This window comes from Methyloparacoccus murrellii, from assembly GCF_054657115.1.
The window spans coordinates 19,964-31,651 of the sequence record NZ_BAAHXD010000041.1 but is presented as its reverse complement, the minus strand read 5'-3'; the positions used below and the strand labels follow the sequence as shown (position 1 = coordinate 31,651).

The 11,688-nt window shown below is 65.4% G+C and carries 12 protein-coding genes and 1 riboswitch; of the genes, 6 read left to right on the top strand and 6 right to left on the bottom strand.

Translation table 11 applies throughout. From position 1 onward, the window contains the following. Window positions 1–1,184 (top strand): sensor histidine kinase (locus ACYQ1H_RS11870; protein WP_460028253.1); only part of this gene is annotated, 1,184 nt, incomplete at its 5' end. A 55-nt stretch (window positions 1,185–1,239) separates the two neighbouring features. On the opposite strand, the gene ACYQ1H_RS11865 is transcribed toward ACYQ1H_RS11870, so the two are convergent. Beyond that, on the bottom strand, window positions 1,240–1,899 hold the full coding sequence (locus ACYQ1H_RS11865) for a response regulator transcription factor (RefSeq protein WP_460028252.1): 660 nt from the start codon (window positions 1,897–1,899) through the stop codon (window positions 1,240–1,242). 30 nt (window positions 1,900–1,929) lie between these two features. Further along, window positions 1,930–2,265 carry a hypothetical protein gene (locus tag ACYQ1H_RS11860; RefSeq protein ID WP_460028251.1) on the bottom strand — a complete coding sequence of 112 codons (336 nt, stop codon included), beginning with the start codon at window positions 2,263–2,265 and terminating at the stop codon, window positions 1,930–1,932. A 314-nt stretch (window positions 2,266–2,579) separates the two neighbouring features. On the opposite strand from ACYQ1H_RS11860, the gene ACYQ1H_RS11855 reads away from it, so the two are divergent. Together ACYQ1H_RS11855 and ACYQ1H_RS11850 are read left to right on the top strand one after the other, a co-directional pair. Then, a complete protein-coding gene (locus ACYQ1H_RS11855; RefSeq protein WP_460028250.1) occupies window positions 2,580–3,473 on the top strand; it encodes a LysR substrate-binding domain-containing protein in 894 nt (297 codons plus the stop codon). A gap of 76 nt (window positions 3,474–3,549) precedes the next feature. Further along, window positions 3,550–4,269, top strand: a complete 720-nt coding sequence (locus ACYQ1H_RS11850) for a helix-turn-helix domain-containing protein (RefSeq protein WP_460028249.1) — start codon at window positions 3,550–3,552, stop codon at window positions 4,267–4,269. A gap of 437 nt (window positions 4,270–4,706) precedes the next feature. On the opposite strand, the gene ACYQ1H_RS11845 is transcribed toward ACYQ1H_RS11850, so the two are convergent. From ACYQ1H_RS11845 to ACYQ1H_RS11830, 4 genes are all read right to left on the bottom strand, one after another. Continuing rightward, window positions 4,707–4,880 carry a hypothetical protein gene (locus ACYQ1H_RS11845; protein ID WP_460028248.1) on the bottom strand — a complete coding sequence of 58 codons (174 nt, stop codon included), beginning with the start codon at window positions 4,878–4,880 and terminating at the stop codon, window positions 4,707–4,709. Between the two features lie 138 nt (window positions 4,881–5,018). Next, entirely contained in the window at window positions 5,019–5,729 is a 711-nt protein-coding gene (locus tag ACYQ1H_RS11840; RefSeq protein ID WP_460028247.1) for a retropepsin-like aspartic protease family protein, read from the bottom strand. Next, a complete protein-coding gene (locus tag ACYQ1H_RS11835; RefSeq protein ID WP_460028254.1) occupies window positions 5,729–6,610 on the bottom strand; it encodes an NAD(P)-dependent methylenetetrahydromethanopterin dehydrogenase in 882 nt (293 codons plus the stop codon). Before ACYQ1H_RS11835 ends, ACYQ1H_RS11840 begins: the two co-directional genes overlap by 1 nt. A gap of 144 nt (window positions 6,611–6,754) precedes the next feature. Then, window positions 6,755–7,660 (bottom strand): NADP-dependent methylenetetrahydromethanopterin/methylenetetrahydrofolate dehydrogenase, encoded by a 906-nt coding sequence (locus tag ACYQ1H_RS11830; RefSeq protein ID WP_460028246.1) that lies wholly within the window; start codon window positions 7,658–7,660, stop codon window positions 6,755–6,757. Between the two features lie 229 nt (window positions 7,661–7,889). Between ACYQ1H_RS11830 and metK the strand changes: the two genes are divergently transcribed. From metK to metF, 3 genes are all read left to right on the top strand, one after another. Beyond that, window positions 7,890–9,065 carry a methionine adenosyltransferase gene (metK, locus tag ACYQ1H_RS11825; RefSeq protein ID WP_460028245.1) on the top strand — a complete coding sequence of 392 codons (1,176 nt, stop codon included), beginning with the start codon at window positions 7,890–7,892 and terminating at the stop codon, window positions 9,063–9,065. Between the two features lie 42 nt (window positions 9,066–9,107). Continuing rightward, window positions 9,108–9,181, top strand: a riboswitch (S-adenosyl-L-homocysteine riboswitch). 76 nt (window positions 9,182–9,257) lie between these two features. Further along, on the top strand, window positions 9,258–10,682 hold the full coding sequence (gene ahcY, locus ACYQ1H_RS11820) for an adenosylhomocysteinase (RefSeq protein ID WP_460028244.1): 1,425 nt from the start codon (window positions 9,258–9,260) through the stop codon (window positions 10,680–10,682). Between the two features lie 109 nt (window positions 10,683–10,791). Beyond that, window positions 10,792–11,652: a methylenetetrahydrofolate reductase [NAD(P)H] gene (gene metF / locus ACYQ1H_RS11815; RefSeq protein WP_460028243.1), complete on the top strand. Its 861-nt coding sequence runs from the start codon at window positions 10,792–10,794 to the stop codon at window positions 11,650–11,652. The last annotated feature ends 36 nt before the right edge of the window (window positions 11,653–11,688 follow it).

Below are 11,688 nucleotides of genomic sequence, written 5' to 3'. Positions count from 1 at the left end.
GGTTCCAGGCACCCGTCGCGGCGGCCAGCCATATCTACACGAGCCTGAGCGGCCTGCTGACGCTGCTCTATCTGGTCAGCGGCGGAATCGCCATGGCGCGCGGCGACCGGCCGGCAGGCCATTTCGTGCTGGCCTGGTGCTGTCTACTTCTGGGCGTCGCCGCCGAGCGTATGGCAGAACACCCGGAGATGGTGCCGGGCGGGGAGCCGCTGCTGGAGAACGGCCTCACGCTTGGCTCCGGCCTGGCATTCCTGCTGCTCACCCTGGCGCTGGGCGATCGCGCCAACCGGCTGCGTGCCGAACAGCTGGCGACAGAGCAGGCGGCGCATCGCCTGCTCGCCGACTACAGCGCCGAGCTGGAAGCCAGGGTCGAGGAGCGCACCCAGGCATTGCGCGCGGCGGTACAGCAGACCAGCGCTGCCCTGGCCACCGAGCGCCGCATCTTCGCCGAACGTCAGACTTTTCTGGCCTCGGTAACCCACGAGCTGCGCACACCGCTGACCGTGATCGACACCATCGCCCAGAATCTCGAGCTGGAGGCCGGCAATACCGAGCCGGAAACCCGGCAACGCTATGGGCAAATCCTCGAGGCCACGGCACGCCTCTCGAATCTGCTGACGCAGTACCTGGACGAGAGTCAGCTCGCCGCCTCACGTGCAGTCACCGGGATGAGCTACTGCAATCCCCGCCACCTCCTCGGCGCCGCCATCGAGGCCGCACAGCCACTGGCGCGCGGCCATCGCTTCCACATCGAGGCCGAGGGGCTGCCCGAGCGGTTTCTCTGCCATGCGGATACGCTGAACCTGGCGCTGATGACGCTGACCGACAACGCCGTGAAATACACGCCGCCGGGCTCGGCCATCGTGCTGCGTGGCGGGCGCCTGGGCCGGCGGGCCAGCGACGATATCTGGATCGAGGTGTGCGATCAGGGACCGGGGCTGGACGACGAGGAATGCCGCCTGATTTTTCAGCCCTACTACCGCGGCGAATCCGCCAGCAAGCAGCCCGGGCAGGGACTGGGTTTGCTGCTGGCACGACGGGTCATCGAACAGCAGGGGGGCTCCCTGACGGTCATCAGCAGACCCGGCGAAGGCTGCATTTTCCGCATCCGGCTACCGGGCACGACGACCCCTGGCCGGCTCGGGACACCCATCTCGTCACCGGAACCTGTCCATGACGAATAAGGCCCGGCAAGCAGGCACAGGGAGCCTGCGCATGGGCCGATACGCGCGCTCAGGCTCAGCACTTGCCCATGCGGGCACCGAAACTGTAGCCAACACGATGCTCGGTCTTGATCGGCAACGGCCGGCCATGGGCCGACGACCAGCGCTGGCGAAACCGGCTGATCAGCGTGTCGAGGCGACGCATGTCGAAATCCCGCCACGTGTAGCCCAACGCCTCGACGATCTGCCGGCGACTGACGATGGCGCCATTCGCGGCACAGAACAATGCGCACAGGGTCATTTCCGAAGGGCTCAGCTCCAGACGCAAGTCATCCGGGCTGATCAGGGCATGGGCCAGCATGTCGAGGCGCCAGCCGATACCGACCCGGCGCATCAGCACGTCGATGATGGCCGCCAGTTCAATCAACTTGAAGGGCTTGACCAGATAATGATCGGCACCACCATAGAGGCCTTGCAGCTTGTCGGCGGTGGCGCTGCGAGCGGTCAGCAGGATCACGCCGGCCCGGGGCGACGCCTCGCGCAGGCGCTGCGCCGCCTCAAAACCCTCACCGTCGGGCAGCATGATATCGATGATGGCGACCTCGGCCGCCGCCATCAGCGGCCAGAAAGCTGCCAGGCTGCCGGCCTGGCTGACCCGATGGCCACGCCGCTCCAGGAAGCCGGCCAGCTCCTGCCGCAGGATGGCCTCATCCTCCAACAGCACGATACCGGCCATGACCGGCTCGCTGGCGCTTTGCCCGAAACCTCAGGGTTTGCCCTGGATGCAGGCGTAGGTGGCGGCGTTGCTCTTCATCATCAGCGACGCCGGATATTTGCCCTCCCTGACGAATTTCCGCACCTCCTCGATGGTGATGCGCTTGCTCTCCTCCTTGGCGATGCAGTCGCAGACCGCCTCGACCTCGGACAGCAGCACGCCGCTGCCTTTCAGCGTCTGCTTTTCCTTCTCCACACACATTCCGGCGAACTTGTGCTCGAAGGCATGGTGATCCTCCTCGCTGATGACGTGCGCTTCCACCACGGCAAAGGGCAACAGCATGGCCAGCAACACCGGGAAACGCAGGGGTGAGAATGATTTATTCATGGTTTTCATGGGCCTACCCGAACAACAGAGGGAACGGCATTGTAACAGTGCGGCAGCATCGCACCGCCGGAAACCAGTGCCGCCCGCTTCCGGCGGCAACGGACACCATTGAACATTTCCATACATATACGGGTCTATGACATGGCCTGCCACGGCGCCTGACCGCCATCACCCCCAAACCGAACGGTTCCTACAGAAGGAGTGGACATCCCCACCAAGACATCCAGGAAAGAACACCGAGCGACCCGACACCAGCACCAGGCGCTGCCTGGTTGATGGACCCATTAAACTCCTCCACGCCACTCACTCGCGTCATGAACCTCAAGGAAATCGATCTGAATCTGATGGCCGTCTTCGAAGCGTTCTACGAGGAACGCCACCAGGGCAAGGCGGCCGAGCGTCTGGGACTGACCCAGCCCGCCATCAGCCTGGCACTGTCGCGACTGCGCCAGACACTCAACGATCCCCTGTTCGAAGGCCGCATGCTGGCGGCCACACCCAAGGCCCGGGCCTTGTTCGACAGCCTGCACGCGGGGCTCAACCATATCCGCCAAGCGATCAGCGAGGTGCACGATTTCGATCCCGCCCACTCGCACCGCCCATTCAGCCTGGCCATCACCTACAGTGGTGGCCTGATGCGAGTGCCCAGTCTGTACCAGCGCATCGCCCAGGAAGCACCAAACGTGCGCCTGTCGGTACGGGTCATCGATCCGCCCGGCCAGCTACAGGAACTGCTACGCCAGCAACAGATCGACGCGGCGATTAGCCACGCTATCCCCAATGACGACAACCTTGCCTCGACCCAGCTACCCGACCGCGAACTGGTAGTGGTCGTCCGCCAAGGTCACCCGCTACTGGAGTCAGCCCTCGACATGGAAAGCCTGCAACAGGAATCGTTCGCCACCCTGTTCGGCTATCTCGACGGTTTGATCGATTCGCGGCACGCCGGCTTGCAGCGGCTATTGCAGACCAATATCCGCCTGGAAGCCCCTGCCGCTGTAACCCTGTTCATCGCCTTGGCAACAACAGACCTGGTCGCCATCGTAACGCGGGAACTCGCCGAACTCGGGGCGCAGCGCTTCGGGCTCCAGTGCCTGAATCTGCCCGAAGCCATCCCCACCATTCCCCTCTATCTGGTCTGGCACCGCAATCTCGAATGGGACAAGAGCCAGCGCTGGCTGCGCGCCCATGTCCTGGACCTGTGGTGAGCGGCAACGCCAAGCGAATTGACGAAACCCCGCATGGCCAATAAGGTTGCACATTTTTCCGGCAAGGATCCGCTGAATGTCGCCCTCCCCGCGCCTGCCACCGCTCAATGTTGCCTGCAACGCCTGCAACCTCACCCGCATCTGCCTGCCAAACGGCATGCTCGCCGACCATGTGCGCAGCCTCAACGACGTCGTCCGACGCAACCGCACGCTGCGCAAGGGGGATGCGATCTACCTGGCCGGCGAGCGCTTCTCGGGCATCTTCGCCTTGAGATCCGGATCGGCCAAACTGGTCTATTCCGACAGCGAGGGGCAGGAAATGATCGTTGCCGTCCTGCTGCCGGGGGAATTGCTGGGCTTCGACGGCGTCTCCACGGGCCGCTACCGCTGCTCCCTGGTCACGCTCGAAACCAGCAGCTACTGCGAGTTGCCGGCCCATGACCTCAGGCGACTGGGCCAGGAGCAGCCGGCCATCCAGGAAATCCTGCTGCAACGCACCGCGGAGCAGTTCGACCAGTCCATCGAACGGATGGCGGCGATCCAGCAGCCGGCCGACGCCAGGCTGGCGGGATTTCTCCTCGACCTGGCCGAACGCTTCCGCCGCCGCGGCTTCTCGGCCGAGCGGTTCCATCTCAGCCTCACGCGCCAGGAAATCGGCAACCACCTGGGCCTGGCCCTGGAAACCGTCAGCCGCCTGCTGGGCAAGTTCGAAGCCAGGCATCTGATCCGCGTGCGTGGCCGGTCGATCGAAATCCTCGAGGCCAGCGGGCTGCGCCGGATCGGCAGAACCGACTGACCTGCCACCTGGGCCGGAACTTGACCCAGGTCAAGTGCAAGCCATCCCGCCGTTGATGGGCGTCAGGGGTTCCCCCAGCGGCAAGGCCTAAGCTATCCCCCATGCAGTGCGCGACATCTTCTCCTCCGCTGCATGACACTCAGCAGACTGATGGCGCGACGGGCCACCGCCCCTCGCGTCTTTTTTCGTGCCCGCATGTCTCACGTCGACCGCGCGCAAGCATGGCGGGGCGACCCCGGCGTCCGGGAAAGAGACTCGCGTGCGCTGTCCCGGGAATCTGCTACGGGACCCGAGTCAGGCCGGGGAATATGCCGTGGTGTAGACGAGCATGAGACACGTCGCCCCGAAGGGCGACGCAAGGGGCGCCAGACCGACCGTCGAGATGCCGATCCGCGGCGGATGGAAACAGAAAGAGAAAGAATCCCCGACAGGGTGGCTCAGGGTGCGTGCTTGTACGCCGAGTTGTTGGCGTCTTCGGCGATGGCCTTGGCTGCGGTCGCATACTTGTCATGCTCGCTGCTCTTGACCATGAAAAGCGTCAGGATCACGGCCAGGATCAGGCCGCCGATATAGACCCAGAACATGTCTTTGCCTTTTTCCATTTCTTCCATAACGGTCTCCTCAAGGATGAATGGTCATGTGCCCCGAACGAGGCAGGAAAACTGTAATGGAGCGATTTCTGGCGGGATTTGATCCGGATCAAGACGGGGCGGGCGCAAAACTTGACCGCGGTCCAAGGCGGGACGCCATCATTTGGCCAGCAGCACCAGCTCGTTGTTGGCATCGTCGATGGTCATCCTGAAGCGTTGCAGGAAGCTCATGCCGAGCAGCTTGTTGCCTTCCAGCTGGCGGTCGTCGATGAAGCTGACCTCGACGTTTTCCGCTCCGACACTGCCGACACGCACGCTGCGCAGCCGGCCGATGCGCACCGGCACCGTGCCGCTGGCGGTCTGGCTGTTGCCGGACTGAAGGTCGGCGGCGGTGAAGCCCAGTTCACCGATCAGGGAGGACGGCAAAACCAGGGTGCTGGCGCCGGTATCGACCATCAGCGGCAGCGTGCGGGTCACGCTGTTGGGTCCGACCAGGGCAGCCTCGACGACATGATGGGCCCCGACCCGGCGGGTCTGGACATAGGCGCTGTCGGCCGAACCCTTCTTGCCGCCTTCGCCGCGGGCGCTGATGATACGTACCCGCTGGATGACGCCGGGCCGGCTCTGGGTAACCACATAGTTGTAGCCCTGCAGCAGATGCTTCAGCTGCTCCAGCGGCGTGCCATCGGCATTGCCGGGAGGCGCCTCGCCGAGACGGCCCAGCCCCTCGACGGTGAAACCACGCTGCGTCGCCAGATTCCGCAGTTGCTCCTGCAGGCTGGCGGGCGCCGCCGCCAGCACCGCACAGGCCCAGCAACAGGCCAGGACCGCCGACAGCCCGCGCCGCGCCCTGGTCCGTTCGCGGCGCATCAAACCAGGGCGCGCGCCTGCTCGAAAGCCGCCCGGAAATCCAGATAGACGGGTTCCTCGGCGCTGAGAAGCGATGCCAGCAGCGCATTCTGCAGCTTGTACTTGATATCGCCGATGGCCAGGGCGCCGATACCGACGGCCCCCGGCACATTGACGGCATGCAGCAGCGGTTCGCCATTGTGGGTGCGTTTGATGCCTTCGATGCCGAGGGGCGGCACGGCGTTGACATCGCCGGCCACCTTCAGCTGCGTGGCATCGGCCAGCACGCTGGCGTTCAGCACCTGGATACCGGCCTTGGCGGTACAGAACACCAGATCGGCCTGCGCCAGCAGACGGGCCTTGTCAGCGTCCGAGCTGGCATAGGTGCCGACCAGCGTCGAGCCGCAGCGGGCGTTGTATTCGCGCGCCTTGTCGAGCGCCGTGTCGATGTTGAAGGGATCGACCAGGGTGACATTGGCCCCGGCCAGGGAGGCGATCACGCCGGTGGCGATGCCGACCGGCCCGGTGCCGCCGAAAACGATCGCCTGCGCGCCCTTGAGCTCGTCGCCATGGTGGGCCTTGAGCTGCTTCTCGACGCAGGCAACCAGCGCCGCCGCGGTGGTGAAGGCGCCGCTGGGATCGGCCAGCACGGATACCACGAAGGGTGGCACCATCGCCTTGCGCGCGGCATCCAGCATGTTCAAGGCGATGCCGATGTCACGCCCGCCGATGAAGATGCCGGTGCGCTTCACACCCGCCGGTCCGCGCGAAAAGATCGCATCCTGCACCAGACCATTCACCTGCTCCTGCTGCACGTTATCGTAGGGGAAGATCTGGTCGAAACCCGCGTCCACCGCCATGTTGATGTCGAAGGGGCTGACATGCGGCATGGGGTCGAACATGTGCAGGACGCTGCGTTTCTCGGTCTTTTCCACGGGAAGGCCTCCTCTCGGGCTGTCGGCGGGGCAGTGGGATCAGCCGCTAGGCTGGCTGTCGAGGCCTGGCCTTGCGGAGAAGGCCAGGCCCCTACCTACGGTAGCGGCGGCTCAGAGCTGGCGGGCGAAGTCGCGCGCCAGCTCGAAGGCATCATCGAAGCTCAGATAGACCGGCTTGCCGGTCTCGCGCATGCGGGCCAGCAAGGCCGCCTGGGTCTTGTACTTGACGTTGCCGATGGCCAGCGCGCCGACGCCGACGGCGCCGCTGTCGGAGCCCTCGATGGGATTGCCGCGGTGGTGGGCGTCAAGCCCCGCGATACCCGACGGCGGCACCGCGTTGACGTCGGCGGCAACCTTCAGCAGCGGCGCCGAGGCGACCAGCTCCGCGCTCAGCACCTGGATGCCTGCCGCCGCCGTGGCGAACACGATGTCGGCATCCTTGATCAGCTCGGCCTTGTTGGCATCGGCGTCACCCTCGATCTGCGTCTGGCCATCGCCGAATTCGCCATTGCACAGCGCCGCCACGGCCTGGGCCTTCTCCAGCTGCCGGCCGATGATCCTGACCGTCGCGCCGGCCTTGGCGGCGAGCGTCGCGGCAATCTGGCCGACCGGGCCGGTACCGCCCAGCGCCAGGACCTTCTTGCCCTGCAGATCCATGTGGAACTTGTTGGCCAGCTCGCGCTCCACGACCGCCACCATCGCCGCGGCGGTGGTAAAGGCGCCGCTGGGATCGGCGAACACCGACACCTCGAAGGGCGGCACCATGGATTTCTTCGCCGAGCGCACCATGTCCACCGCCAGCCTGGCGTCACGGCCGCCGATGAAGATGCCGGTGCGCTTCAAGCCGCCCGGGCTGCGCGAGAAGATCGTGTCCTGCACCAGCGCCTGGATCTCGCCCGCCTCGACCTGCAGATACGGAACGGCCGCAGTCCACCCCGCATCGAGCGCCATGTTGACATCGAAGGGGCTCAGGTTCTTTTCCGGCGTGAACATGTGCAGGATGTAGGGCTTTTCCATGGGGAGCTTACCTGTGGGTGATTGACGGGATGGCGGAGACCCGGGCGCCGGAGGGCGTGGACCGGACCCTTTTCGGAAGCGCGCGAGGATAGCATATTTGCCCCTCCGCCCCGGGCGGCTGACGCCGGCGCCAGCCGCCCGGTCAATTTGTCAGCGCCGGCAAAAGCCGTATAATCGCCTGCTCTTTTGACCCGATAAGTCCTTAAATTTCGCGAGGTTATAGGCGAACGTGAGCAGCAGCTACTTCTTCACTTCCGAATCGGTATCGGAAGGCCATCCCGACAAGGTTTCCGACCAGATTTCCGACGCCATCCTCGACACCATCCTGGCGCAGGACAAGCACTCGCGTGTCGCCGCGGAAACCCTCTGCAACACCGGACTGGTCGTGTTGGCGGGCGAGATCACCACCAGCGCCAACGTCGACTACATCAAGGTGGCCCGGGACGTGCTGCAGCAGATCGGCTACGACAACACCGAGTATGGCATCGATTACAAGGGCTGCGCCGTGCTGGTGGCCTACGACAAGCAGTCGCCCGACATCGCCCAGGGCGTCAACAAGGCCTACGACGACGATCTCGGCCAGGGCGCCGGCGACCAGGGCCTGATGTTCGGTTATGCCTGCGACGAGACGCCGGCGCTGATGCCGCTGCCCATCTATCTGGCCCACCGGCTGGTGGAACGCCAGGCCCGGCTGCGCCACGATGGCCAGCTGACCTGGCTGCGTCCCGACGCCAAGAGCCAGGTGACCGTGCGCTACGTCAACGGCAAGGCGGATTCCATCGACACCGTGGTGCTGTCCACCCAGCACGCCCCCGACGTTCCCGACCGGACCCTGCGCGAAGCGGTGATCGAGGACATCATCAAGCCGGTGCTGCCCCAGGACATGCTCAAGAGCAACGTCAATTTCCTGGTCAACCCGACCGGCCGCTTCGTCGTCGGCGGTCCGCAGGGCGACTGCGGCCTGACCGGGCGCAAGATCATCGTCGACACCTACGGCGGTGCGGCGCCCCACGGCGGCGGCGCCTTCTCCGGCAAGGACCCGTCCAAGGTCGACCGCTCCGCCGCCTATGCCGGCCGCTATGTGGCCAAGAACATCGTCGCCGCGGGCCTGGCGTCGCGCTGCATGATCCAGCTGTCCTACGCCATCGGCGTGGCCAAGCCCACCAGCGTGATGGTGGAAACCTACGGCACCGGCAAGGTGTCCGACGACAAGATCACCGATCTGGTGCTGGAGCATTTCGATCTGCGGCCCAAGGGCATCGTCAACATGCTCGATCTCCTGCGTCCGATCTACCAGAAGACCGCCGCCTACGGCCACTTTGGCCGCGAGGAGCCGGAATTCACCTGGGAGCTCACCGACAAGGCGGCCGCATTGCGCGAGGCCGCGGGCCTGCCGCCCCTGTAACCGTATCGCGGATCGGGCGGGTACCCCCCGCCCCCGCCCCACTCCGGCGAGGAGCGCTGCGACGGGATTGCCCGCCAGGCTCGCCGGCGTGTCTTTTTCAACGGCGCTCGATTCACCCACCGGCCATCGTGGTGTTTCGAGCCTCGTTCCCGCGGCAACCGGTGGATTGCAACCGAAAGGAGCCATTAACCGATGAATGCCGTCCGCCAACCCGCATCCTTCACCGACTTCAAGGTCGCCGACCTGTCCCTGGCCGCGTGGGGCCACAAGGAAATCCGCATCGCCGAGACCGAGATGCCGGGACTCATGGCGATCCGCGAGGAATACGCCGCCCGCCAGCCGCTCAAGGGCGCCCGCATCAGCGGCTCGCTGCACATGACCATCCAGACCGCCGTGCTGATCGAAACGCTGGTCGCGCTGGGTGCCGACGTGCGCTGGGCGTCGTGCAACATTTTCTCCACCCAGGACCACGCCGCCGCCGCCATGGCCGACCAGGGCATCCCGGTGTTCGCGGTCAAGGGCGAAACCCTGGAGGAATACTGGGACTACACCCACCGCATCTTCGAATGGGCGGATGGCGGTTACGCCAACATGATCCTGGATGACGGGGGCGACGCCACCCTGCTGCTGCACCTGGGCGCCAAGGCCGAACAGGATCCATCCGTGCTGGCCAACCCCGGCTCCGAGGAGGAGCGTGTCCTGTTCGCCGCCATCACGGCCAAGCTGGCGACCGACCCGACCTGGTATTCGGTACGGCTGGCCGACGTTCGCGGCGTCACCGAGGAGACCACCACCGGCGTCCACCGCCTGTATCAGATGCACGCCCGCGGCGAACTGCGCTTCCCCGGCATCAACGTCAACGACTCGGTCACCAAGAGCAAGTTCGACAACCTCTATGGCTGCCGCGAGTCGCTGGTGGACGGCATCAAGCGCGCGACCGACGTGATGGTGGCCGGCAAGATCGCCGTCGTCGCCGGTTACGGCGATGTCGGCAAGGGCTCGGCGCAGGCGCTGCGCGCGCTGTCGGCGCAGGTGTGGGTGACCGAGATCGATCCGATCTGCGCCCTGCAGGCGGCGATGGAAGGCTATCGCGTGGTGACCATGGACTACGCCTGCGAGCACGGCGACATTTTCGTCACCGCGACCGGCAACTACCACGTCATCACCCATGACCACATGGCGAAGATGAAGGATCAGGCCATCGTCTGCAACATCGGTCACTTCGACAACGAGATCGAGGTGGCGGCGATCGAGAAGTACCAGTGGGAGGAGATCAAGCCGCAGGTCGATCACGTGATCTTCCCCGACGGCAAGCGCATCATCCTGCTGGCCAAGGGACGCCTGGTGAACCTGGGTTGCGGCACCGGCCATCCGTCCTACGTGATGAGTTCCTCCTTTGCCAACCAGACCATCGCCCAGATCGAACTGTGGACCGAGCGCGATTCCGGCAAATACCCGGTCGGCGTCTACACGCTGCCCAAGCACCTGGACGAGAAGGTCGCGCGCCTCCAGCTCAAGAAGCTGAATGCCCAGCTGACCGGGCTGACCGCCGAGCAGGCCGCCTACATCGGCGTACCGGTGGCCGGCCCCTACAAGCCGGAGCACTATCGCTACTGAGCGGGTATCGGGCGGCGGACCCAGCCGGTCCGCCGCCGCTCCGCCGACCGCTGTTCGCGGAATGGGGCCGGCCACTGCGGCCCCGTCCCGCACCGGACGAGATCCCGACATGGAATCCCAACAGAAATTTCCCCGTATCTTCAGCCTGGAATTCTTCCCGCCCCGCTCCCCGGACGCGGAGCAGACCTTCCAGCGCACGCTGGACCGGCTGGCGCCCCTGCGCCCGCGGTTCTGCTCGGTGACGTTCGGCGCCGCCGGCTCGACACGCGAGAAGACCTTCGAGACGGTCTGCAACATCCAGCGGCAACAGGGCCTGGAGGCCGCCCCGCACATTTCCTGCATCGCCTCCACCCGCGACAACATCCGCGAGGTGCTGGAAGGCTACCGGAGCAACGGTATCCGCCACATCGTCGCCCTGCGCGGCGACATGCCCTCGGGCATGCTGTCCGCCGGCGAATTCCGCTACGCCAACGAACTGGTGACGTTCATCCGCGAGGAAACCGGCGACCATTTCCACATCGAGGTCGCCGCCTACCCGGAAATGCACCCGCAGGCGCCCAGCCTGGACGCCGACCTCAGGAACTTCAAGCGCAAGGTCGACGCGGGAGCCAACAGCGCCATCACCCAGTATTTCTTCAACCCGGAAGGCTATTTCCGCTTCATCGACGACTGCGAACGGCTGGGCATCGATATCCCCATCGTGCCGGGCATCATGCCCATCACCAACCACACCCAGATCGCCCGCTTCTCCGAAATGTGCGGCGCCGACATTCCGCGCTGGATGCGCAAGCGTCTGGAGGGCTTCGGTGACGACCGGAGCGCCATCCGCGCCTTCGGCCTGGAGGTCATCTCCGACCTCTGCCGCCGCCTGCTCGAACAGGGCGCGCCGGGCCTGCATTTCTACACCCTCAACCAGTCCGAGGCGGTGCTCGGCATCTGGCGCAACCTCGGCCTCGACAACCCGGCCTGAGTCCTGTGTTAACGTAGCGAGTGGGGCCTGCCGGCC